The following is a 24360-nucleotide window of genomic DNA, read 5'->3' as shown; positions in this document are numbered from 1 at the left end:
ATGGCAACCCTGCTGGTGCTGTGCCGTTTCCTGCATTTTATCGTCGTGCTGCTGATGTTCGGGGCTTGCGTGCTCCGGCCCTGGCTGCTCGGCGCCCAGGTACAACCGGCTCTGGACCGGCAACTGCTATGCATCACCCGTGGCCTGGCCTGGCTGGGGCTTGGCTCCGGCGTGGCGTGGCTACTGCTGATCACCGCCAGCATGGCCGGCAGTTGGGACGCGGCGCTGCAACCGGCCACCGTGCAATTGGTGCTGGGCAAGACCTTTTTCGGCCAGGTATGGACCTGGCATCTGCTGCTGAATGTTCTGCTGGTAATCGTGCTGATCAAACCCTGGCCAGCCTTGCGTTTGCCATTGATCACCCTGCTGCTGGCGACCCTCGCGCCGGTGGGCCATGGCGCCATGCTCGACGGGCTGAGTGGGCAATTGCTGATCCTCAACCAAGTGGTGCATCTGCTCTGCGTGGGGGCCTGGCTGGGTGGGTTGCTGGTGCTGGTGCTGATCCTCAGGCACGCGCAAGAGTACCGGCTGGAGCCGATTTTGCGGCGCTTCAGCGGCGTGGGTTACGGCCTCGTCGCCGGCTTGCTGGTAACCGGTTTGATCAATGTGCGCGTGCTCACCGGGCAACTGTGGCCCACGCCACTGTTCAATGGGTTTGCCTTGATCCTGCTGATCAAGGTGGGGTTGGTGGCGGGGATGTTGGGGTTGGCGCTGCTGAACCGGTTGCGTATCGAACGCTGCGAACAGCGCTTGGGCAGTTTGAAAGCCAGCGTGATGATGGAATGGCTGCTGGGGGTCTGCGCAGTAGCCGCCGTTTCACTCCTTGGCACCCTGCCTCCGATGGTTTTAGCGGTATAAAAAACCAGGTTTAACTCAATCAAATGTGGGAGGGGGCTTGCTCCCGATAGCGGTGTATCAGTCAGATCATCTGTGACTGACACACTGCTATCGGGAGCAAGCCCCCTCCCACATTGACCCTGCCCGCTTTAGATCAGGTCATACACAGTCATCGTATAACTTCTGCTTGACACACCCCGAAAACCCCGCAAATATCCCGCTCAATGTTGTACGACGACGTATAACAAATAATAAAAACAACAAAAGAAAGGGAGCCTCACTGTGAGTCAATTCGCCCGCAATTGCTCTGCACGCCTGGGCCTTATCAGCCTCGCTAGCCTGGCCGTCACCCTGCCCCTGTGCGTTCAAGCCGAAGGTTTTATCGACGACGCCAAGGCCACGCTCAACCTGCGCAACGCCTACTTCAACCGCAACTTCACCAACCCCGGCAACCCTCAGGGCAAGGCCGAAGAGTGGACGCAAAACTTCATTCTCGACGCCAAATCCGGCTTTACCCAAGGCACTGTCGGGTTCGGGATTGATGTATTGGGCCTGTATTCGCAAAAGCTCGATGGCGGCAAAGGCACTGCCGGTACTCAACTGCTGCCGGTGCATGACGATGGCCGTCCTGCCGACAATTTCGGACGCCTTGGGGTCGCGCTGAAAACCAGGCTGTCCAAGACCGAGCTCAAACTTGGCGAGTGGATGCCAGTGCTGCCGATCCTGCGTTCCGATGATGGCCGCTCTCTGCCCCAGACCTTTCGCGGCGGCCAGGTCACGTCCAATGAGATCGCCGGTCTGACCCTCTACGGCGGCCAGTTTCGCGGCAACAGCCCACGCAACGACGCGAGCATGGAAGACATGTTCATGAACGGCAAAGCTGCGTTCACCTCGGACCGCTTCAACTTCGGCGGGGGCGAATATACCTTCAACGACAAGCGCACCCAGGTCGGCCTGTGGTACGCCGAACTCACTGATATCTACCAGCAACAGTATCTGAACCTCACCCACAGCCAGCCGGTGGGCGACTGGACCCTGGGCGCCAACCTTGGCTTCTTCAACGGCAAGGAAGACGGCAGCGCCTTGGCCGGCGACCTCGACAACAAGACCGTGTTCGCCCTGCTCTCGGCCAAATACAACGGCCACACCTTCTACGTCGGCCTGCAAAAACTCACCGGCGACAGTGTATGGATGCGCATCAACGGCACCAGCGGCGGCACGCTGGCCAACGACAGCTACAACTCCAGCTATGACAATGCCAGGGAAAAATCCTGGCAGGTGCGCCATGACTTCAACTTTGTCGTACTCGGCGTGCCAGGGCTGACCCTGATGAACCGCTATATCAGCGGCAGTAACGTGCACACCGCAGCGATCACCGATGGCAAGGAATGGGGACGTGAGTCGGAACTGGCGTATACGGTGCAAAGTGGTGCACTGAAAAACCTCAATGTGAAGTGGCGCAATTCGACAATGCGGCGCGACTTCAGCAATAACGAGTTTGATGAGAACCGGATTTTCATCAGCTATCCGATTTCGTTGTTGTAAGTTCCAGGGTCGAACTCGATCTCAAAGGTGTCACACATCCATGTGGAAGCTGGCTTGCCAGCTCCCACCTTTGATCTCATGCGCCTGGAAGGACGTTGACAACACCAAGAATCCCTAACACTATTTCCATATAGTCATACGACAACCTACAACAAAAATCTGGAACGCCCATGACCACCACAACCCCTGCTCCGTTTAACCGCCTGCTGCTCACCGGCGCCGCCGGTGGCCTCGGTAAAGTTTTGCGCGAACGTATGCGCCCTTACGCCAAGGTCCTGCGCCTGTCGGATATCGCCGACATGGCTCCCGCCATCGATGCCCGCGAAGAAGTGCAAACCTGCGACCTGTCCGACAAGCAAGCCGTGCACCAATTGGTAGAAGGCGTCGACGCCATCCTGCATTTTGGTGGCGTATCGGTAGAGCGCTCGTTCGAAGAAGTGCTCGGCGCCAATATCAGCGGCATCTTCCATATCTACGAGGCCGCACGTCGCCATGGCGTAAAGCGTGTGATCTTCGCCAGCTCCAACCATGTGATCGGTTTCTATAAACAGGGTGAACAACTCGACGCCCACTCCCCACGCCGCCCGGACAGCTACTACGGCCTGTCCAAGTCCTACGGCGAAGACATGGCCAGTTTCTACTTTGACCGTTATGGCATCCAGACGGTGAGCATCCGCATCGGCTCCTCGTTCCCGCAGCCGCAGAACCGCCGGATGATGCACACGTGGTTGAGCTTCGACGACCTGACCCAACTACTCGAACGCGCGCTGTACACGCCCGATGTCGGCCATACCGTGGTCTACGGCATGTCGGCCAACCTCGACACCTGGTGGGACAACCGCTACGCCGCACACCTGGGCTTTGCGCCCAAGGACAGCTCCGAAGTGTTCCGCGCCCAGGTCGAGGCCCAGCCGCCGGTCGCAGATGATGACCCGGCAAGGATTTATCAGGGCGGCGCGTTCTGCGCGGCAGGCCCGTTCGGTGACTGAGTGCACAGCAACCCAAAGGAATGAGTGGCCATGACTGCAGAATTGATTGTCGATGCCCGCAACGCCGTGGGGGAATGCCCGATATGGGTGCCTGAAGAAAACGCCCTCTATTGGGTGGACATCCCCAACGGTGGCTTGCACCGTTGGGACGCCTCTGCCGGGCACCTGCGTGCCTGGAAGGCCCCGCAGATGCTAGCCTGCATCGCCCGTACCCAAGCGGGCAACTGGGTGGCAGGCATGGAAACCGGCTTCTTTGAACTGACCCCGCACAACGACGGCAGCCTCGACACTACGCTCTTGGCTGGTGTCGAACATCCGCGCCCGGACATGCGCTTGAACGACGGCCGCTGTGATCGCCAAGGCCGCTTCTGGGCCGGCAGCATGGTGCTGAACATGGGGTTGAACGCCGCTGAGGGCACCCTTTATCGCTATGCGTCTGGCACGGCGCCCCATGCGCAGCTCGATGGTTTCATCACCCTCAACGGTCTGGCCTTCAGCCCCGATGGCCGCACAATGTATGCCTCTGATTCACACCCGCTAGTGCAGCAGATCTGGGCATTCGACTACGACATCGACACCGGTGCGCCGTCCAACCGCCGGGTGTTTGTGGACATGCATGACTTTCTCGGCAGGCCCGATGGTGCAGCTGTCGACGCGGATGGCTGCTACTGGATCTGCGCCAACGATGCCGGCCTGGTCCACCGTTTCACCCCCGACGGTCGCCTCGACCAGTCCCTCACCGTACCGGTAAAAAAACCCACCATGTGCGCCTTCGGCGGCAGTCGCCTGGACACCCTGTACGTCACCTCCATTCGTGACGATCAGCGTGACAGTTCGCTGTCCGGCGGCGTGTTTGCCCTCAACCCCGGCGTCAAGGGATTGCCCGAACCCCAGTTCATCCTCTAGCTGCATCGCTGTGCCTTGAATACAACAATAACAAGACAGGAATCACCGCCCATGGACTTCAAACGCACCTTGCTCGCTGCCACACTCCTGGCCCTCAGCAGCGCCGCCCACGCGCTGGAAATCAAGTTTGCCGATATCCACCCCGCTGGCTACCCCACCGTGGTCGCCGAAGAAAACATGGGCAAGGCCCTGACCCAGCAAAGCAAGGGCGAATTGACCTTCAAGTACTTCCCGGGCGGTGTGCTCGGCTCCGAGAAGGAAGTCGTCGAACAGGCCCAGGTCGGCGCCGTGCAAATGACCCGCGTCAGCCTTGGCATCGTCGGCCCGGTGGTGCCGGACGTGAATGTGTTCAACCTGCCGTTCGTGTTCCGCGACCAGGCGCATATGCGCAAGGTGATTGACGGCGAAATCGGCGATGAGATCCTCGCCAAGATCACCGATTCCGAGTTCGGCCTGGTCGCCCTCGCCTGGATGGACGGCGGCACGCGCAACCTCTACACCAAGAAACCAGTGCGCAAGATCGAAGACCTCAAGGGCATGAAGATTCGCGTGCAAGGCAACCCGATTTTCATCGAAGCCTTCAATGCAATGGGCGCCAACGGTATCGCCATGGACACCGGCGAGATCTTCAGCGCCTTGCAGACCGGGGTGATCGACGGCGCAGAAAACAACCCGCCGACGCTTCTGGAACACAACCACTTCCAGAACGCCAAGTACTACACCCTCACCGAACACCTGATCCTGCCCGAGCCCATCGTGATGTCGAAAATCACCTGGAACAAGCTCACCGCCGCACAGCAGGACATGGTCAAGGAAGCCGCCAAGGCCGCCCAGGCTGACGAGCGTGTGTTGTGGGATACCAAGTCGGCCAGCAGTGAAGAGAAACTCAAAAAGGCCGGGGTCGAGTTCATCACCGTCGACAAAAAGCCCTTCTATGACGCCACCGCGCAGGTTCGCGCGAAGTACGGTGCGCCTTACGCCGACATCATCAAGCGTATCGACGCCGTTCAGTAACGCCCTCCTCCCTGACAAGGCCCGGCGCGGTCGGTATCGACGCGCCCGGTCACGGTGAACGCCATGAAGAATCTACTGCTGCGCATCAACGACCGTATCTACATGACCTGCATCTGGGTCGCCGGCCTCTCGGTCCTGGGGGTCGCGCTGATCATTCCCTGGGGCATCTTCGCCCGCTATATTCTCGGCACCGGCTCCAGTTGGCCGGAACCCTCTGCGATCCTGCTGATGCTGGTGTTCACCTTTATCGGCGCGGCTGCCAGCTACCGCGCCGGGGCGCATATGTCGGTGGCGATGATCACTGATCGCCTGCCTGATGCTCAGCGCCGCGTTGTCGGCATCGTCTCGCAACTGTTGATGGCGACCATCTGCCTGTTCATGACCATTTGGGGCGCCAAGCTGTGCCTGTCCACCTGGAACCAGTTCATGAGCGCCATCCCTACCCTGCGTGTGGGTATCACCTATATGCCGATCCCGATTGGCGGCTTGCTGACCCTGATATTCGTGCTGGAAAAACTTCTACTGGGCGACCAGAGCCACCGGCGCGTAGTGCGTTTCGACCTGGTTGAAGAAAGCGAAGGGGCTGCCTGATATGGACGCATTGATTCTGCTGGGCAGCTTTATCGCCTTGATCCTGATCGGTATGCCGGTGGCCTACGCCCTGGGCTTGTCGGCGCTGATCGGCGCGTGGTGGATCGACATTCCGTTCCAGGCCCTGATGATCCAGGTGGCGGGCGGGGTGAACAAGTTTTCACTGATGGCGATTCCATTCTTCGTATTGGCCGGAGCGATCATGGCCGAGGGCGGCATGTCGCGGCGGCTGGTGGCGTTTGCCGGGGTGCTGGTGGGCTTTGTGCGCGGCGGGCTGTCGCTGGTCAACATCATGGCGTCGACGTTTTTCGGTGCGATCTCAGGCTCGTCGGTGGCCGATACCGCGTCGGTCGGTTCGGTGCTGATCCCGGAGATGGAACGCCGTGGCTACCCACGGGAGTTCGCCACGGCGGTGACCGTGAGTGGCTCGGTACAAGCGCTGCTGACCCCGCCCAGCCACAACTCGGTGCTCTACTCCCTGGCCGCCGGCGGCACGGTATCAATCGCCTCGCTGTTCATGGCCGGCGTGGTGCCGGGCCTTTTAATGAGCGCGTGCCTGATGGTGCTGTGCCTGATCTTCGCGAAAAAGCGCAACTACCCCAAGGGCGAAGTCATCCCCTTGAAGCAGGCCTTGAAGATCGCCGCTGATGCACTCTGGGGCCTGATGGCCATGTTGATCATTCTCGGCGGCATCTTGTCGGGCATCTTCACCGCCACCGAGTCGGCGGCCATCGCGGTGCTGTGGGCGTTTTTCGTGACCATGTTCATCTACCGCGACTACAAATGGCGCGAGCTGCCCAAGCTGATGCATCGCACGGTACGCACCATTTCCATCGTGATGATCCTCATCGCCTTCGCCGCCAGCTTCGGCTACATCATGACCCTGATGCAGATCCCGGCGAAGATCACTACGCTGTTCCTGACCCTGTCGGACAACCGCTACTTGATCCTGATGTGCATCAACGTCATGCTGCTGTTGCTCGGCACGGTGATGGACATGGCACCGCTGATCCTGATCCTTACGCCGATCCTGTTGCCGGTGATCCTCGGTATCGGCGTCGACCCGGTGCACTTTGGCATGATCATGCTGGTCAACCTCGGCATCGGCTTGATCACGCCTCCGGTGGGCGCGGTGTTGTTCGTCGGCGCGGCGGTGGGCAAGGTAAGCATCGAGAAAACCGTGAAGGCGCTGCTGCCGTTTTATGCGGTGCTGTTTCTGGTGCTGATGGCCGTGACCTACATTCCGGCACTGTCGTTGTGGTTGCCGAGCGTGGTGCTGTAAACCCAATCGTCAGAATACAGGTGAGCAAATGTGAGAGGGGGGTTGCTCACCTGACGGCCTCACAATCGACAGGCGCCCACGTGACACACCTTGGTCAAATGTGGGAGGGGGCTTGCTCCCGATGGCGGCCTCCGGGCCGACCAGGGTGCTGGATCAGACCGAGTACATATCCGGTGTTTGGGTAACGGCCGCTATTGGTTCCGCTTTTACAGCGGGTCACTTTTGGAAAAGAGCCTCAAAAGTAACCAAAAGGGCTCTTGCCCCACCACTCGGCACCTCGCCTAGGCTCGGTGTGCCCGTAATCCGCCATGGATTTGGGGGGCCGCCGCCACGCGCCATCCATGGCGCGGGGCGGCTAAACCGGCATCCCTGCCGGTTTACCCCCCAAATCCCTGTCGAATTCCGGCCAGCGTGGTTTAACGGGGCGCCTGAGATCAAAAGCAGATCAAGATCAAGATCAAGAGCGGCTCGCTGCGCATCGTGGTTACTGTTGGCGAATGCAAAGTTGTGTAGATACCTGTGCTAATCGGGAGCAAGCCCCCTCCCACATTTTGCTCTGCACTGTGTCAGGGTCAGGGTGGGCTGTTTTTCAGGCGCCCTGCCGTATCGATACTCACCACCACCGACAACCCAGGTCGCAACCGCTCGCTCTCGGCCTGGTCCGGGTCCACGGTAATCCTCACTGGCACGCGCTGGGCGATCTTGACGAAGTTGCCGGTGGCGTTATCCGCCTGCAACAGGCTGAACTCCGAGCCGGTTGCCGGCGAGATATGCTGCACCGTGCCATGGAATTTGCGATGGTTCAGCGCGTCAACGGTGAAGGTTACCGGCTGGCCGACCTGCACATTGTCCATCTGGGTTTCCTTCATGTTGGCGATCACCCACAGCTGCTTGGGCACCAGGGCCATCAATTGCGCGCCGGAGTTAACGTAGGCACCCAGGCGCACGCCGATCTGCCCCAACTGACCATCGCGTGGCGCGGTGATGCGGGTGTTGGACAAATCGATCCGCGCCAGCTCCACCGCCGCCTCGGCACTGGCGACTGCCGCTTCCAGGGAGCCGCGATTGACGATCACTGTTTGCAGGTCTTGCCGGGCAATTTCCAGGCTGGCCTGGGCCTGGGCTACGGCGGCAATGGTCTGGGCATTGGCGGCACGGGTCACGTCCAGTTCGCGCTTGGACACCGAGCCATCGCTGATCAATTCTTCGTTGCGACGCAAGTCAGCGGTACTCTTGCGCGCCTGGGCCTGGCTGTCGACCAGCGCGGCCTGACGCAGCTTGATGGTCGCTTCGGCGCTGTTGCGTTGCTGCACCACATTGGCCAGCGACGCTTTCTGCACGGCCAGCTGCGCCAGGGCCTGGTCCAGGCGCTGTTTGTAGATGCGGTCATCCAGGCGTACCAGCAGGTCCCCCGCTTTTACATACTGGAAATCCTGCACCGGTACTTCGAACACATAGCCGCCAAGTTGCGGGCCGATAATCGTCACCTGCCCGCGCACCAGAGCGTTTTCGGTGGTTTCCACCGCACTGCTGAACGGCGGCAACTGCCAGGCGTACAGCACGATCAGCACACCGATGATGGCGATGGCGGCAAAACCCAGGGACGAGATGATGCGCACGCGCAAAGGCCGCAATTGGGTGGGCACGGCGCCCGGTGGCGTGCTGCCTTCCGGTGTGGCAGCGATGGCGGTTGTGGTGGTGGTTGAGGGTTCGGTCATGAAGTCGCGCCGCTGGGTTGAACAGGAGGGATTGCCTTGGTGGTGCTCATCAACCATAGGCTGCGGGTGAAGATCCACAGCATGGTCAGGATCGCAATAATCGCGATCAGCATGAACACATCGTTGTAAGCCATTACATTCGCTTCACGGGTGGCCGCCGTGGCCAGGCTGCGGATGCCCATCAGGTTGCGCAGTTCCGGGTCGGCGACGATGCCACCGTAGGCCGACCCGCCGCTCTGCACTCGCGCCGCCACACGGGGGTCGATCAAGGTCAGGTGCTCGACGATCATGCTTGAGTGATACTTCTCGCGCACGGTCTGGAAGGTGCCCAGCAACGCCGCGCCGATCAGGCCGCCGAGGTTCTGGCAAATCCCGAACATCACCGAGAAGCTCACCAGGTTGCGCGGGTTGGTCAGCACGTTTTTCGTGCCCAGCACCATGGTCGGCCCGAGGAAGAACGTGCCGCCAAAGCCTAGCAGGAACTGGCTGATGTAGAGGTTTTGCGGGCGCGTCAGGTTGCTGGAAAAACTGTCCATCACCGAACCTGTCGCCATCAGTGCCAGGGAAATCACCAATGGCATCAACAGGTGCGCCGGGTTGATCGTCAACGCGCTGACCACCAGCCCGGCAATCGCCCCGGCCAGCATCACCACATATAAGGTATGCATTTGCTGGTAGCTCATGTTCAGCATTTGCATGAACCCCACCGCACCGGTGGATTGCTCGGACAGCACCATGCGAATCAGCACTACCGCCAAGGCCAGGCGAATCATCACGCCGCTGCCCAGCCAGCGCGTCATCAGCATCGGGTTGCTGCGGTTATGCTCGATGGCCAGCCCCGCCATGATCAGTACCAGCGAGCAGGCCGAGGCCACACCGATCCACGGCGCTTCCAGCCACCAGTCGATACGCCCCAGGGACAGCACCGCACACAGTAAAGCAACGCCAGTGGCAAGGATGGCGAAGGTGAGGAAGTCGAGTTTTTCAAAGGTCTTGAAGCGGTCACCGGGCGGCAGCTTGAGCAGGAACACGCAACCCAGGCAGATCAGCGCCAGGCCCAGTTCAAACAGGTACAACCCGCGCCATTCGGCGATCTGCAGCAAGTCTTCGGAAAACAGCCGCGCCAGGGGCAGCGCCAATTGCGCGGTGCCCAGCCCCAGCACCAGAGCTTTCAAGCGCCACTTGGCCGGGAACGCCTGGATCATGTAGTACAAACCCAACGAACTCAGCGCCGCGCCGACCATGCCGTGAGCCGCCCTCACCGCAATGGCCGAGTTGAGGTCGTTGACAAACAAGTGGCCGAAAGTCACCAGCGCATACAACACCAGGAATACTTCGGTAAACGCACGCAGGCCGAACTGCTGACGAAACTTCACCAGCAGCAGGTTCATGCACACGTTGGTCATGACATACGCGGCGGGCAGCCAGGCCATTTCCGCGGTGGTCGCGCCCAGTGCGCCTTGCAGGTATTGCAGGTTGGCGATAACCAGGGCATTGCCCAGGCCACCGGTGATTGCTACCAGCACGCCCACCAGCGCAAACAGCCAGCGCCTGTGGGTGGGGTGCAGCGGCGTCGACGGCGAGCCGGGCAGGCTCGGCCGCTCGTGGGGCTGCCAGGTGTGGGGGGTGTATTTATCCATTCGGTGACCTTGGTGAGCCGACGTGCAAGGTCGGTGAAGCGCTTACTCAGGTAGTAGTAAACCTGAGCAGCGCGCATCTTTCCATGGCGAACGCACAATTGATCTTCAAACGGCCTAAAGGCGGCATCGGCTGGCCCACTGCCTGCGCCGAGCGGCTCACCTCAACGATCGGGGTCCGGCTTGATCGCTATCTCAGGCACAGGGTTATAGAACGGCCCATAGTCGAGCAGCAACTCATCACCTTTCTTGATGTCTTTGAGCGCCACATAGAACGTCAGGTTTTTCCCGACCGCCACGGAAACGACATTGTTCGACTTCCACGCCGGCCCATTGCGCAGTTGCGAGGTATTGATCAGGCTCAGAGTGTTACCCGTGTGCAGCCCACTCACCGTACGCACACCCGAACGTGTACCGAACAGGTAAGTCAGTACAGCCCGGGAGCCTTGCTTACGTTGCTCCTTGAACAACGACGCCTCGTCTGCATGGTACTTGCCGGCATACGGGCCAAGCACTTCAAATTGGGGGATATCGCGCCGCGCCCACACCGATGCGCCGCGCGCCGGCCCACCATCATCCAGCGGCGTGACCACTTCCAGGACTTCATCAAACCGGGACTGGTGCTGGCATTCGGTCCGCAGCCAGTCTTTGATCGACGCCTTGATCCGGGCTGATACGCGTGCCTTGGTTGCGCTATCCAGACCGTCAAGCACACCATTCCAGTGGGCGATACGAATGTCCTCGATAGGGCCTTCAAGTGATTGGGTCAAGCTGAGCCTGGGGTTCGTCGGGTCCTGCAGAATCGGCAGAGTATTGTCGATCTGATGACGAGGTAGTACAGGGGAAACGTCGGGTTCAACCTTGATAACGACGATGTCCGAAGACGAACCTGGGATCTGTTCGCTGTATGGCGTGTCGGTGGGAGTGTTCAGATCCGAAGATTTCGACGGCGGCGGATCCAGAGGGTCTTGCGCAGGCCGTTTTCGTGTTGCACTCGCAGCCGGTTGCTCGGGCACGGGGAGCTGCGGGATATCTTGCTCTGCCCGATTGAGGCGTTGCACGGTCGCCGCTTTTAAAGAGCCATCGGCGTTAACGTACTGATGCCAAGTGTTTGGGTTGAGCCCATGTTGGCTCAAAAACTGCGACTGCGTGACTGACCTGTTCGATTGAGCGAAGAGCGCCCGCCACTGGCGTAGATGGTCATCAGTAAGCGCGGTATAGGTGAGACCGGCCGCCCTGTTCAACAACGCTTCACCGGCCGGCCCAAGGCCACCATCTTGCCGCACACCATTTTTGAACGTACTCGGATTAAGGTGATGATGGCCGGCAAATCCGTTCATGGTCATTGCGTCACGCGCCTGCTGCGTCTTGCTTTGCCAATCACGTATATGCGTTTCGGTCAGTGTATTGAAGGGTGTATTGGCCGCGCGGTCGCGCACAATCTTGCCGGTATCACTCAACTGGCCGTCAGGCTGCACATAGTAGGCAAAGGTTTTCGGCGAGAGGTTCCTCTGCTGGGCAAAGTCCTCACGGGTAATGCTGCGCGGTTGCGCGGACGACAACGCCTCCCACTCCTGTAGATGTTCACCCGTAATGATCTGTTTGCGTGCCGAAGTCTGGAAGGTGGGGGCGAGCGCGGTGTTTTGCTCGGCCTGATTGAGACGTCGCACGGCCGCCTCTTTCAAGGAACCATCCTTTTTAACGAAGCGACTCCAACTGCCTGGGCTGAGCCTGTGTTGGCTCATGAACTGCGCTGACGTCACTACGTTGTTCGGTTGTGCCAAGAGCGTGCGCCACTGGTGTAGATGCTCATCGGTAATTACCTCATAGGCAGTACCGGCAGCCCTGCCCAATAGCTCTTCACCCTCTGGCCCCAGGCTGCCATCGACCCGCACATAATTTTTGAGCGTATGCGAATTCAGGTGATGATGAACGGCAAACCCGTCTAAGGTCATGGCGCCACGCTCATGCCGAGTCAAGCTTCGCCAACTCTGGATATGCGCTTCGGTCACCTTGTTGAACGGCGTGTTGGCGGGGCGGTTGCGCACGATCAAGCCAGTCTCGCTCAGTCGACCGTCAGCTTTCACACAGTACTCAAACGTTTTCCAGGGCAGTTGGTGCTGGCGGGCAAAACCCTTGGGGGTAAGCCTTATTTGCTCCTGGCGCGGCAATGCTTCCCACGCCTGCAAATGTTCAGCGGTGATTTGCTTTGCACCACCGGTTGCCCCCAGGCGGTGCCATTGGTCACCCTGTATATGCTGGACCAACAACTCGGTCTGCCGGTTGTTGTGATAAACCCGGGCCTGCACAACGCCGTCCTCCGTGCGCGACACCTGGCGGACTTCGTACACCGCCGCCTTACCGTGGCTGTCGATATGACGTATATGAGACAGGTGCCCATCGGCGGCCACATACACGCCCTGGCCATTACGTGAAAGGCCAGCAATACGCGACTCAGGCACGTTGAACTGACCAAACCATTCATGGCTCAGTTCGCTCACTTCTTCGAGGTGCGGAGCGCCCACCTTACCGGCGACAGCCTGGGTTGCGACCACGAACTCTTCGAGCGGGCTGCCATAGGGTCGCATCGCGTCGGCATCAAAAGCATACCAATGGCCGTTCTTGAGCACGGCGGCTCCCTCCACCGTCTGTTCGGCCACCTTCACCACGCCTGTCGCCGCTGCGTCATACTGCTTGCTGATCGCCTTCAATACGTCGTAACTGCCGGTGGCACCTCTGAGTTTATTGACGGTTTTGGACAGTACATACAAGCCGCCGCTGCCCACTAGCCTTGCCAAATCCCCCAAACCACCCACCGGATTGAGCAAGTCAATCGTGGCGACGCCAATGACTTTGGCAGCCTTTAGCACCTTTGCACCGCTGGAGAGAACAGCGCTGCCGATCTTGAGCAGTTTTCCAGCCGTGGCGGCCCCCGCAGTAACAAAGCCGAAGATGTCCAGCATGAGATCAAATGCTGCCTCACCATATTTACCATTCTGAATATTGACGATGGCCGATCTGAAGGGGATCAGGTTCAACAAAAAATCGTTCAACGGCTTGGGGCTGTAATACTCGTCGAGGGGTGTCTGCCCGCGCGCCTGTTCTTTTATAGCGGGATCATCGAGATCAAGGTGTTGGACAAAGGCGTCGGCAATCGAACGGGATCGAGCGCTGGTGAAACTATTCACAAGTGCGTCACTCAACGGGCGTTCACGACCCAGATCATCTGCGTTATGACGGGGTGTGAACGCTTTGGTCGTAGAAACATTTTTGCCTGCCCTGGACTCCTGAACCTGCGCTGCGTACACGCTCGCCCTTTCAATCGAGCCTTTATTGAAGTCGATAACGTAGGCTTTTGTTGTGCCATGCCATTCAGTTTTGACCAACAGTCCAGGTTTATTTTGAGCCTGCGTATTATTGAAATGACCATCCATGACGTATGAGCCTTCTTGGAAAAAGCTGATTTTTCCAAACTCCAAGCTCCTCCTATCCGCAGATGGTAGCTGCGAGATCAGGTGCCTGACGGTTGTATTGATGGCAGCCTTTTTTGCTTGGATGGCGCTGGTGAACTGCTGTTCGAAAGCCTCCCGAACGCCGAACGTAGGATTATTGTTCAGCGCCTCTACGGGGATGCGGGAGTCGCTCGACTTCAGCGGCCTCGGATTCGGCAAGTCCATCTTGGCGTAGTCCAAGAGTGAATGTGTGCCGCTTATCCCGTTTTGCCCGTGCTCCACGCGAGACGCATCAGTGCTGAGTGCTTTGACTTCAAACAGCGCGCCCAAGTCTCCAAACCGCTCCTGCAACTTGAACTGTGCGATTTCTGTTCGCGTCGGTATTGCCTTGTCCAGTATTTTTGAAGCAGACATCCGCTCATCAAGCTGTTGGTTGAACTCGGTTCTGACGGTTTCAAGTTGTGCAGCGGTGTAGGTGTCAGCGTTTCTTTTGGGGATGATTTCATTCGCAACGCCCCAATCGAGTAACGCGGCAGCCTGGGCATGCTGAGTGGCCACAGGGTCAACCCGTCGGGCGTTTTCAGCCTCGCTCATGACCTGCGCAAACGTCATGCCGGGAACTTTGCCCGGTGCCTGCGCTTCGCTCGTCATGGCGGCAATGGTCAGGTTGGCCCAGGCCTGGCTGCCGACTTTCACCGTCGGGGGAATGTCTTTGATCAGAAACTGCGGAGCCGACTTGGCCAGCAACAGGTACGCACCGACTTTTGCCAGCGCAACGCTGGTTTTGCCGGTGCGACTTAAGTGTTCGGCCAAGCCTTCCACGACTGCCGATGGGGGGTGGCCCCAATAATGGTCACTGGCAAGGTCGAACCCAGCTATTTTGTTGCGCGCCGGGGCGCTGATCGACTCATGATCCATCTGCAACGCGATGCCTGCCAGCAGGTAATCCGTCACGCTGCTCGCGCTGTCAATGCCCTGCATTCTTTGTTGCAGCGCTTTGCCCATCCGTTGTCCCTGGGGGGAACGGATCAGCGCTTCGAGCATCTTGGCAGGGTCGTCCTGCACAGACGCCGGGAGAGGCTGGCGATACCGCAAGAACTCCAGCACGCCGCCTTTGGTTTGCATCACCAGCGGCTGATCGCCCAGATGATGTGCGTGATTCATCGTGATAAGACGCAAGCGTCGTTGTTCGTCTGCGCTCAAGGGAACCGGCCAGGACAATGCCCCGCCCAGATGCCCCAGCGAGGGGGCGGGGTTGCCGGGCAACGGCACATCCTGGTTGGGAGGCTGGGGAGTCAACGAGGTGTCGGTCACGGGCGCCGACTGATTTTCAGCAGCAGGCGGTGAAAGCGAAAAATGCGTGTGTGCCGCGCTAATGCTTGTCATAAAAAACGACCTGTCCATTGTCGAGGAAGCGTCCTGACGAAAGCGCCAGCAGGCGCTTTCGCTCATTCATGGGGTGCTAGGGGGCGGAGGCTGACGCGCCGAGCACTGAACTCAGCGATCAGGATCCGGTTTGATCGCAATATCAGGTACCGGTTTATAGAACGGTCCATAGTCCAGCAATAACTCTTCCCCTTTCTTGATGTCCTTCAGCGCCACGTAGAACGTCAGGTTTTTCCCGACCGAGATGGACACGACATTGTTGGACCTCCACGCTGGCCCATCGCCCAGTTGCGAGGTGTTGATCAGGCTCAGGGTGTTGCCCGTGTGCAGCCCACTCACCGTCCGCGTACCCGAACGGGTACCAAACAGGTAGGTCATTACAGCCCGCGAGCCTTGCTTGCGTTGCTCCTCGAACAACGACGCCTCGTCTGGGTGATATTTGCCTGCATACGGACCAAGCACTTCATATTGAGGAATATCGCGCCGCGCCCACACCGAAGTGCCGCGAGCCGGCCCACCATCGTCCAGCGGCGTGACCACTTCCATAGCCTCCTCAAACCGAGACTGGTGTTGACCTTCGGTTCGCAGCCAGTCTTTGATCGATTCCTTGATTTGGGCTGAAACGCGCGCCTTTGTTGCGCTATCCAGCCCGTCAAGCACACCATTCCAGTAGGCGATACGGATGTCATCGATAGGACCTTCAAGTGCTTGAGTCAAGCTGAGCCTGGGGTTCGCCGGGTCCTGCAGGATCGGCAGTGTGTTGTCGATCTGATGGCGGGGCAGTGTCTGGAAATCACTGGGCTCAACCTTGATAACGACAGGCGGGACTGCCAACGTTGGCCCCGGGGCCTCTACGCCCTGAGGCGTATCGGCGTGCAAGGTCAGATCCGCAACCTTCGCTTGCGGCGGGTCCAGAGGGTCTGATGCCGGTCGTTTTCGTGCAGTATCCACAGCAGGTTGCTGGGGCGTGAGACGCGGTCCAGTGTTTTGCTGTAACCGTTCGAGACGTTGGACAGCAATCGCTGTAAAGGAGCCGTCACTTTTAACGTACTTCGTCCAGACGCTTGGATTAAGCCTGTGCTGGTGCAAGAACTGCGCTTGCGTCATTGAGTTGTCCGCATTGGTGGCACGCACTTGCCACTGGCGTAAAAGGTCACTGGTGATCCGCCTATAGGTGCCATCGGTTGCGCTGCTCACCAGTGCTTCGCCGGTGGCCGACAGGCTACCGTCTGCCCGTACATGTGATCTGAATGAGTGTGCACTGAGGTTATGGTGACCGGCAAAACCTTCCCTGGTCATGGCGTCCCGCGCCTGCTGTGTCATGTTTTGCCACGCCTGGATGTGCGTTTCGGTCACCTTGTCAACCGGTGTGTTGGCCGCGCGGTCGCGCACAAGCTCGCCGGCAGGGCTCAGTTTGCCGTCAGGCTGCACGTAGTGATCAAAGGTTCTATGGGAGATGTGTCTATGTCGGACAAAGTTCTTACGGGCAGAGCCTTGCTGTTGCGCAAGCGGCAGCGCCTCCCAGTCGCGCAGATGCTCGGCGGTGATCAATAGCATCGGCGCCCTCGGAGCATGGGCCGCGGGCCCCAGTGCAGCGCGCTCAAGACGTTCCCTGGCGGTGTTTTTCAAGGAGCCGTCAGGGTTGACCCAGTCCCTCCACGTAGCAGGATGGAGCCCGTTCTCGCGGGTGAACTGCGCTTGCGTGACCGCGTTATCCGGGCTCTCGAAGTGCGCTTTCCATTGGCGAAGATGGTCATCGGTAATTCTGTTAGGGACGACCCCGGCTACCCTGTCCATCAACTCCCTGCCGACTGGCCCCAAGGTCCCATCTCGCCGCACATGCGTTTTGAACGAGCCCGGATTGACGTGATAAAGCTCGGCAAACCCTTCGAGGGTCATTACGTCACGCTGCGCCTGTGTCATGTCTTGCCAGTCACGGATATGGGTTTCAGTCACCGTATAGAAGGGCGTGCCGGGCAGGCGGTCGCGCACTGCCACACCGGTAGCGGTCAGTTGACCATTGGGTTGCACGTAGCGCTCAAAAACTCTCGGGTGGAGGTGTTTTTGCCGGGCGAACCCCTCACGGGTAAGGCTTTGTTGTTGCTCCAAAGACAGCGCCTGCCAAGCGCGCAAATGATCAGCCATGGAGGGCGGGGCCTGGCCTGCGGACGCCAGTGCGGCATTTTGCCGTGCCTGTTCCAGGCGCTGCGCGCCCATTTCCTTTAAAGAACCATCCGCCTTGACGTACATCTCCCAGCTACGTTGGCTGAGCCCGTGTTGGCTAACAAACTGCGCAGACGTCAATGTGTTGTCCGGGCTCCTGAAAAGCTCATCCCACTGGCGTAAATGATCATCGGTAATTTGGTTGCTTCTGGGGGCGACGGACGACTTGAGCAGCGCTTCGCCCCTGATCATGGGGGTGCCATCCCGGCGCACATAACTTTTGAATGTTCCCGGTCGAAGGTTATGAAGGCCGATAAACCCGTCCAAGGTCATTTCGTCACGCGCCGCTTGTGTCATGTTTTGCCAATCACGCACATGCGTTTCGGTCACCTTATCGGTGAATGCGTTGGCGGGGCGGTCACGCACGATCACACCGGTATCGCTCAACTGGCCGTCAGGTTTCACGTAGTACTCAAAGGTTTTCTGGGGGAGGTGATTCTTTTTGGCAAAGCCCTTTCGGGTAAGACTGGCCTGTTCATCCGGCGACAACGCCTCCCAGGCCCGCAAATGTTCAGCGGTGATCTGCCCGCCACCAGGCGCCCCCAGGCGCTGCCATTCGTCACCTTGTACATGCTGGACCAGCAACTCGGTTTGCCGGTTGTTGTGATAAACCCGCGCCTGCACAACACCGTCGTCCGTGCGCGAAACCTGGCGCACCTCATATACCGCTGTATCACCGTTGCTGTCGGTATGGCGTATATGCGACATGTGCCCATCGGCCGCCACATACACCCCCTGACTATTGCGTGACAGCCCCACGATTTTGCGGTCTGGCACTTTGAAGTGCCCGAACAGCTCATGGCTCAACTCACTCAGCCCATCGATGTGCGCCGTGTCCACCTCACCGTCGACAGCCTGGGTCGATACTTTGAACTGCTCAAGCGGGCTGCCATAAGGTCGCATAGTGTCAGCGTCAAATGAATACCACTTGCCGCCTTTGAGCACAGCAGCCCCTTCCACTGTCTGGCCTCCCACCTTCAAGGTGCCTGTTGCCGCGACGTCGTACTGTTTGCTGATAGTTTTCAACACTTCGTAGCTGCCAGTGGCGCCTCTGAGTTTGTTGACGGCCTTGATGCCTTTGGACAGTACATAGAGGCCAGCGGTACCCACCAACCTGGGCAAATCGCCCATCCCTCCCACAGGGTTGAGCACGTCAATGGCCGCCACACCGATGACCTTGGCCGCCCGCAATGCCTTGGCGCCGGTGGAAAGCGCCGAGCGGCCGACCTTGAGCAATTTTCCGGCGGTGGCGGTGCCGGCGGTAAGAAAGCCGAAAACATCCAGCAAGAGATCGAAAGCCCCGTCCCCGTACTTGCCGTTTTGAAAATTGACAATGGCGGACCTGAAGGGGATCAAGTTCAACAAAAACTCGCTCAACTGCGCGTTCGCCGTGTCCAAGGCCGTCTGCCCACGGGCTTGCAACTTGATAGCCGGATCGTCGAGATCCAAGTGCTCGACAAAGGCCGTGGCAATCCCATGGGATCGAGCACTGGTAAAGCTCTCCCATGGCCCGTTATCCAACGGGCGCTCACGCCCAAGATCATCTGCTTTGTGGCTGGGCGTGAACGTTTTGGTCGTCGTTACCTTGTTGCCAACCCTGTCCGCCCTGATCTTCGTATCGTAAAGGCTCGCTGTTTCAATCGTGCCTTTATTGAAGTCGATGACGTAGGCGTGCGACACGCCCTGCAGTTCAGTTTTAACCAGCAGCCCCGGTTTATTTTGACCATACGTATTATTGAAATGACCATCCATGACGTATGAGCCTTCCTGGAAAAAGCTGATTTTCCCAAACTCCAGGCGCTGGCGATCTTCCAACGGCAGTTGCGAAATCATGTGCCTGACCACTGTATTGACGGCGGCTTTTTTTTCCTCGATCGCACGGCTGAACTGCCGTTCGAATTCAGCCGGCACGCCAAACTGCCGGTTGGCGTTCAAACGCGTCAGCACCCTTCGCAGGTCATTGCCCTTGAGTGAACTGCTCGGTTCATACGCCCTGAAGAGCCGGGGTTCCAGCCAGTCGATCATGGCGATATCCAATAGCGAAATCCCTCCCCCTTCAATCGCCACATAGTGCTGATCAATCGCGAATGCTTTCTCTTCGAAAAATGCGCCAAGGTCGCCGAAACGCTCCTTGAGCTTGGCCAGTGCGACCTCTTTTCGAGTGGGCAGTGCTGTGTCCAGTGCCTGGGAAGCAACGAGCCGGGCGTCCTGTTGCGCGTTGAATGCGACCCTTGCCGATTCAAGTTGCACGGGGAGATAGTCGCCATCCTGTCTTTTTTTGAGCACGCCGCTCGCCACGGCCCAGTCCAGCAATGCCAGGGTTTGTGCCGCTTGGGTAACTGCAGGGTCGACCCGCTGCGCTTCTTGCGCCTCACTCATGACTTGGGCAAACGTCATACCAGGGACTTTGCCGGGTGTGTGCGCCTCAATCGTCATCGCAGCCATCGTCAGGCTGGCCCACGCCTGACTGCCAACCTTTACGGTCGGGGGAATGTCTTTGATCAGAAACTGCGGTGCCGCCTTGGCCAGCAACAGGTACGCACCGACACTCGCCAGTGCAGCGCTGGTTTTGCCAGTACTGCTCAAATGTTCGGCCAAGCCGGCCACAACCTTGGAGGCGTGGTGCCCCCCACGTGTGTCACTGCCCAGGTCGAAACCGGCAACGCTGTTGCGACCGGGCGCAGTGATCGACTCAGGGTCCATCTGCAGGGCGATAGCGGCCAGCAGGTAATCGCTTGCGCTGCTTTCGCTGTCAACGCCTTGCATGGTTTGCTGTAGCGCTTTGCCCATCCGCTGCCCTTGCGGGGAGTTGACCAGTGCCTGGAGTATTTTAGCCGGGTCGTCGCCCGCCTCTGCCGGCAGCGGCTGCCGATACCGCAGAAACTCCAGCACCCCGCCCTGGGTTTGCATCACCAACGGCTGATCGCCAAGGGCGTGTTGGTGATTCATCGTGACAAGACGCAAGCGCCGCTGTTCGTCTGCGCTCAAGGGAACCGACCAGGATAATGCGCCTCCCAGATTACCCAGCGAGGGCGCCGGGCTGCTGGGTATCGGTCTATCCTGGCTGAGACGAGGGGACGTCATTGAGGTGTCGACGCCATCGGTCACAGGTGATGACGGATGTTCATCTGTCGGCAGGGGAAGCGAAAAATGCGTACTTGCAGCGGTAATGCTTGTCATAAAACGCCTATGCGTAGTCGAGGAGTCCGGCGCTTGCGGCCGTTCACTGAGTGTCAGCACCCAATGAGGAGGTTCCCGACCAACTGCAAGACTTCGTGACCGTGCACCGGTACCGCGTCAGAGCAACGCGCTGACAAACATGCCAATCGCCACCACCCCACACAGGCTGGCGAACCCCACTTGCAACACCCGCGCGGGGATGACCGAACACAACCGCCTTCCCGCCAACATGCCGACGACACTCGCGCCGATAAACACCCAGCCCACCGGCTCGATGCTCACGCCCGCATGAAACGCACCGGCCACGCCGATCAGCGATAGCAGGCTGACCACCATCAACGACGTGGCGACGATCCCACGCATCTGCACGTCGGTCAGTTGTTTGAACGCCGGCACGATCAGGAAGCCGCCGCCCACGCCCAGCAAGCCCGATACAGCACCCGTCACAGCTCCCAGCGCAGCCAGGGTGGCGCTGCACTTGGCGGTCCAGGAGAAGCGCCCGGTTTGTTGATCCAGCATGCAATTCTTCTGGCCCCATGAAGCGGCGCCATGGTCACTTGGCCCCACCTCGCGCTTTTCCCGTTGCAGCATGCGCCAGGCCACCAGCACCATCAGCGCGCTGAACAACCCCATCAGCACGGGCTCCGACAGTTGGTGGGCGACGAACACGCCCAACGGCGAAAACAGCGCGCCGAGCAAGGCGATCAACAACGCCGCACGGTAACGCACCAGGCCATGGCGCAAGCCATCGATGGCCCCCACCGCCGCTGCCGCACCCACTGCGAGCAACGACACCGGCGCGGCCTGGGTCATCGTCAACCCCAGCCCCAGCACCAACGCCGGCACCCCAAGGATGCCGCCGCCCGCGCCGGTCAGGCCCATGACCAGGCCCATCAATACACCCAACAGACTGGCCAGCAGCATTCAGTCCACCTTGCTCAGACGGGTCAGCCACTCGCGGCCCTTGAGCATGCCGTTCCAGTAGAACCACGGCAGCAGCGTGGCCTTGAGGAACCACATCGAACGGCGCGCCCGAGTCGGGTCCAGGGGAAAGGTCGGCAGCAGCTTGCCGCCGTAGCCGAACTCGGCCAGTACCACCTTGCCCTTCTCCACCGTCAGCGGGCAGGAGCCGTAGCCGTCGTATTTGAGCGGCAATGGCGCCTGTTTGCGCAGGGCCAGCAGGTTCTCGGCCACCACCACGATTTGCTTGCGCACCGCGGCCGCCGTCTTGGCGTTGGTGGTACCGCACACATCGCCAAGGCCGAAGATATGCGGGTAGCGCAGGTGTTGCAGGCTGTGGGGGTTTACTTCGCACCAGCCGGCGGCGTCGGCAAGCTCGCTTTCGCGGATAAAGTCCGGGGCCAGCTGCGGCGGCACGACGTGCAACATATCGAAGGTTTTCTCTTCGACGCTCACGTTGCCTTCGGCGTCCTTGACTTCGAACCAGGCTTTGCGCGCCGGGCCGTCGACTTTTACCAGGTTGGAGTTGAACGCCAGGCGCGCGTTGTATTTTTCGACGTATTTCATCAACGGCGGCACAAAGGTCGCCACGCCGAACAACGCAGCGCCGGCCAGGTTGAACTCCACCTCGATGTTTTTCAGTGCGCCCTGCTTGAGCCAGTGATCACAGGACAGGTACATGGCTTTTTGCGGCGCTCCGGCGCATTTGATCGGCATGGCAGGCTGGGTGAACAGCGCCTTGCCGCCCTTGAGTTGCTGCACCAGTTGCCAGGTGTAGGCGGCGTGCTCATAGCTGTAGTTGGAGGTGACGCCGTGCTGGCCGAGGGTGTCTGGCAAGCCCTCGATTTTCTCCCAGGCCAGACGCAGACCGGGGCAGACGATGAGGTTTTGCCAGGTGACGCGCTGACCGCTGTCGAGCACCAGGGTTTGCTCGTCGGGCAGCACTTCGCTGACGGCGGCCTGTACCCAACTGACGCCATTGGGCAGCACATCGGCCAGGGGGCGGCGGGTCTTTTGCAGGTCGTAGGCGCCGCCGCCGACCAGGGTCCAGGCCGGTTGGTAGCAGTGGTAATCGTTGGGCTCGATCAGGATGATGTTCAACTGCGGATCGCGCTTGAGCAGGCTGGCCAGCAGGCCGATGCCTGCCGAGCCGCCGCCGATGACTACGATATCGCCACTGATGGTGGGTCCCCAGTGTTGTTCGGTCATTGTCTACTGCCTTTTTGAGTCAATGCACACAAGGGTCGCTGCCGGATGGCGTCACGCCCAGCTTTTTATGACCGCGCCGCAATACAGCCCGGACAGGGTCTTCATCACTTGAATCACTTCATGGCTGGCCAGCCCGTAGAAAATGTATTTGCCTTCTCGGCGGGTGGCGACCAGCCCTTCATCGCGCAGGATGCCCAACTGTTGTGACAGCGTGGGCTGGCGCACGCCAGTCAGGGCTTCCAGCTCGCCGACGTTGCGCTCGCCTTGGGTCAACTGGCACAGGATCAACAGTCGGTCTTCATTGGCCAGGGCCTTGAGCAAGGAACAAGCCTTGGACGCCGACGCACGCAACTGGGCGACTTCGCCCTCACTCAAGGTAGATTCCATTTGCTTCGGGTCCTTTATGTCACTTAAGCTCAAAACATTATGTGTAAACGTAAACTGATTGTAACCACTTTTTTCTTCATTGGGGACAGCCGCCATGCCAGCGTTGATTCAAGCCTTTCTGGATGACGCATCGTCGACCTATACCTACATCGTCTATGAAGCGGATGGCGGCCCCTGTGCCATTGTCGACTCGGTACTCAACTACGACCCGGCGTCGGGGCGTACCGATACCGCCCAGGCTGACAAGGTGATCGCGTTCGTGCGCGAGCATGGCTTGCAGGTGCAGTGGTTGCTGGAAACCCACGCTCATGCCGATCATCTTTCCGCCGCGCCCTACCTGCGTCGCACCTTGGGCGGCAAGATCGCGATAGGCGAATCGATCAGCAAGGTGCAGGGTGTGTTCAAAAACCTGTTCAACCTGGAGCCGGAATTTCGCGTCGACGGATCGCAGTTCGATCACCTGTTTGCGCCGGATGAGGTCTTTCATATCGGCGGTTTGAAAGCCCAAGCCCTGCATGTGCCGGGACACACCCCTGCCGACATGGCCTACTTGATCGACGGCCGCTTGATCCTGGTGGGCGACACGCTGTTCATGCCCGACGTCGGCACCGCCCGCTGCGATTTCCCCGGCGGCGATGCGCGGCAGTTGTACGCATCGATGCGCAAGCTGTTGGCGTTCCCCTCGGATACCAAGCTGTATGTGTGCCATGACTATCCGCCTGAGGGGCGTGAGGCCAAGTGCCAAACCACTGTGGCGGAACAAAGGGCGGGGAATATTCATGTGCACGATGGCGTGGATGAAGCGGCGTTTGTAGAGATGCGTACCCAGCGTGATGCCGGGCTGGGAATGCCGACCTTGTTGCTGCCGGCGATCCAGGTGAATGTGCGGGCGGGGCATATGCCGCCGGCGGAAGAAAACGGCGTGACCTACCTGAAGATCCCCCTCAACCAACTTTGAAATACAGTAAAAAAATGTGGGAGGGGGCTTGCTCCCGATATAGCAGTGGATCAGCTACACATAAGTTGACTGTCACACCGCCATCG

Annotated in this window: 15 protein-coding genes; 8 read left to right on the top strand and 7 right to left on the bottom strand. The window is 59.5% G+C overall.

All coding sequences use genetic code 11. The features are described from left to right. The 7 genes from copD to JH25_RS02705 all read left to right on the top strand — a co-directional run bounded on the left by copD (nucleotide 1) and on the right by JH25_RS02705 (nucleotide 7164). Nucleotides 1-858, top strand: a complete 858-nt coding sequence (copD, locus tag JH25_RS02675; RefSeq protein WP_032880501.1) for a copper homeostasis membrane protein CopD — start codon at nucleotides 1-3, stop codon at nucleotides 856-858. A 261-nt stretch (nucleotides 859-1119) separates the two neighbouring features. After that, complete coding sequence (locus JH25_RS02680; RefSeq protein WP_032880499.1) at nucleotides 1120-2382, top strand: OprD family porin; 1263 nt, start codon at nucleotides 1120-1122, stop codon at nucleotides 2380-2382. A 170-nt stretch (nucleotides 2383-2552) separates the two neighbouring features. Further along, nucleotides 2553-3371, top strand: a complete 819-nt coding sequence (locus tag JH25_RS02685) for an NAD-dependent epimerase/dehydratase family protein (RefSeq protein ID WP_032880497.1) — start codon at nucleotides 2553-2555, stop codon at nucleotides 3369-3371. A 30-nt stretch (nucleotides 3372-3401) separates the two neighbouring features. Then, complete coding sequence (locus tag JH25_RS02690; RefSeq protein ID WP_032880494.1) at nucleotides 3402-4277, top strand: SMP-30/gluconolactonase/LRE family protein; 876 nt, start codon at nucleotides 3402-3404, stop codon at nucleotides 4275-4277. Between the two features lie 51 nt (nucleotides 4278-4328). Continuing rightward, on the top strand, nucleotides 4329-5291 hold the full coding sequence (locus JH25_RS02695; RefSeq protein ID WP_032880492.1) for a TRAP transporter substrate-binding protein: 963 nt from the start codon (nucleotides 4329-4331) through the stop codon (nucleotides 5289-5291). Nucleotides 5292-5354: 63 nt separating this feature from the next. Further along, nucleotides 5355-5882: a TRAP transporter small permease gene (locus JH25_RS02700; protein ID WP_005789330.1), complete on the top strand. Its 528-nt coding sequence runs from the start codon at nucleotides 5355-5357 to the stop codon at nucleotides 5880-5882. Nucleotide 5883: 1 nt separating this feature from the next. Next, nucleotides 5884-7164, top strand: a complete 1281-nt coding sequence (locus JH25_RS02705; RefSeq protein ID WP_032880490.1) for a TRAP transporter large permease — start codon at nucleotides 5884-5886, stop codon at nucleotides 7162-7164. 572 nt (nucleotides 7165-7736) lie between these two features. On the opposite strand, the gene JH25_RS02710 is transcribed toward JH25_RS02705, so the two are convergent. The 7 genes from JH25_RS02710 to JH25_RS02740 all read right to left on the bottom strand — a co-directional run bounded on the left by JH25_RS02710 (nucleotide 7737) and on the right by JH25_RS02740 (nucleotide 23316). Beyond that, nucleotides 7737-8882, bottom strand: coding sequence for an HlyD family secretion protein (locus JH25_RS02710; protein ID WP_005789334.1), 1146 nt, complete (start codon nucleotides 8880-8882; stop codon nucleotides 7737-7739). Further along, a complete protein-coding gene (locus tag JH25_RS02715) occupies nucleotides 8879-10522 on the bottom strand; it encodes an MFS transporter (RefSeq protein ID WP_032880488.1) in 1644 nt (547 codons plus the stop codon). The genes JH25_RS02710 and JH25_RS02715 overlap by 4 nt, the downstream gene beginning before the upstream one ends. Before the next feature lie 161 nt (nucleotides 10523-10683). Beyond that, nucleotides 10684-15423, bottom strand: a complete 4740-nt coding sequence (locus JH25_RS02720) for an SET domain-containing protein-lysine N-methyltransferase (protein WP_236648076.1) — start codon at nucleotides 15421-15423, stop codon at nucleotides 10684-10686. Nucleotides 15424-15468: 45 nt separating this feature from the next. Continuing rightward, nucleotides 15469-20568, bottom strand: coding sequence for an SET domain-containing protein-lysine N-methyltransferase (locus tag JH25_RS02725; protein WP_236648075.1), 5100 nt, complete (start codon nucleotides 20566-20568; stop codon nucleotides 15469-15471). A gap of 309 nt (nucleotides 20569-20877) precedes the next feature. Continuing rightward, nucleotides 20878-21684, bottom strand: coding sequence for a sulfite exporter TauE/SafE family protein (locus JH25_RS02730; RefSeq protein WP_032880483.1), 807 nt, complete (start codon nucleotides 21682-21684; stop codon nucleotides 20878-20880). Beyond that, entirely contained in the window at nucleotides 21685-22929 is a 1245-nt protein-coding gene (locus JH25_RS02735) for an NAD(P)/FAD-dependent oxidoreductase (protein ID WP_032880481.1), read from the bottom strand. Between the two features lie 51 nt (nucleotides 22930-22980). Further along, nucleotides 22981-23316 carry an ArsR/SmtB family transcription factor gene (locus JH25_RS02740; RefSeq protein WP_005789341.1) on the bottom strand — a complete coding sequence of 112 codons (336 nt, stop codon included), beginning with the start codon at nucleotides 23314-23316 and terminating at the stop codon, nucleotides 22981-22983. 94 nt (nucleotides 23317-23410) lie between these two features. On the opposite strand from JH25_RS02740, the gene JH25_RS02745 reads away from it, so the two are divergent. Further along, nucleotides 23411-24274 (top strand): MBL fold metallo-hydrolase, encoded by an 864-nt coding sequence (locus JH25_RS02745; RefSeq protein ID WP_032880479.1) that lies wholly within the window; start codon nucleotides 23411-23413, stop codon nucleotides 24272-24274. Nucleotides 24275-24360 lie beyond the last annotated feature (86 nt).

Source organism: Pseudomonas sp. BRG-100 (assembly GCF_000737955.1).
GTDB lineage: Bacteria > Pseudomonadota > Gammaproteobacteria > Pseudomonadales > Pseudomonadaceae > Aquipseudomonas > Aquipseudomonas synxantha_A.
This window is presented reverse-complemented; position numbering and strand designations above follow the sequence as displayed.

Bases quoted from the DNA above. Each gene is read 5' to 3' on its own strand.
- copD (WP_032880501.1), top strand. From the start codon at position 1: ATGGCAACCCTGCTGGTGCTGTGCCGTTTCCTGCATTTTATCGTCGTG.
- JH25_RS02685 (WP_032880497.1), top strand. From the start codon at position 2,553: ATGACCACCACAACCCCTGCTCCGTTTAACCGCCTGCTGCTCACCGGC.
- JH25_RS02690 (WP_032880494.1), top strand. From the start codon at position 3,402: ATGACTGCAGAATTGATTGTCGATGCCCGCAACGCCGTGGGGGAATGC.
- JH25_RS02695 (WP_032880492.1), top strand. From the start codon at position 4,329: ATGGACTTCAAACGCACCTTGCTCGCTGCCACACTCCTGGCCCTCAGC.
- JH25_RS02700 (WP_005789330.1), top strand. From the start codon at position 5,355: ATGAAGAATCTACTGCTGCGCATCAACGACCGTATCTACATGACCTGC.
- JH25_RS02705 (WP_032880490.1), top strand. From the start codon at position 5,884: ATGGACGCATTGATTCTGCTGGGCAGCTTTATCGCCTTGATCCTGATC.
- JH25_RS02710 (WP_005789334.1), bottom strand. From the start codon at position 8,882: ATGACCGAACCCTCAACCACCACCACAACCGCCATCGCTGCCACACCG.
- JH25_RS02715 (WP_032880488.1), bottom strand. From the start codon at position 10,522: ATGGATAAATACACCCCCCACACCTGGCAGCCCCACGAGCGGCCGAGC.
- JH25_RS02720 (WP_236648076.1), bottom strand. From the start codon at position 15,423: ATGAGCGAAAGCGCCTGCTGGCGCTTTCGTCAGGACGCTTCCTCGACA.
- JH25_RS02730 (WP_032880483.1), bottom strand. From the start codon at position 21,684: ATGCTGCTGGCCAGTCTGTTGGGTGTATTGATGGGCCTGGTCATGGGC.
- JH25_RS02735 (WP_032880481.1), bottom strand. From the start codon at position 22,929: ATGACCGAACAACACTGGGGACCCACCATCAGTGGCGATATCGTAGTC.
- JH25_RS02740 (WP_005789341.1), bottom strand. From the start codon at position 23,316: ATGGAATCTACCTTGAGTGAGGGCGAAGTCGCCCAGTTGCGTGCGTCG.
- JH25_RS02745 (WP_032880479.1), top strand. From the start codon at position 23,411: ATGCCAGCGTTGATTCAAGCCTTTCTGGATGACGCATCGTCGACCTAT.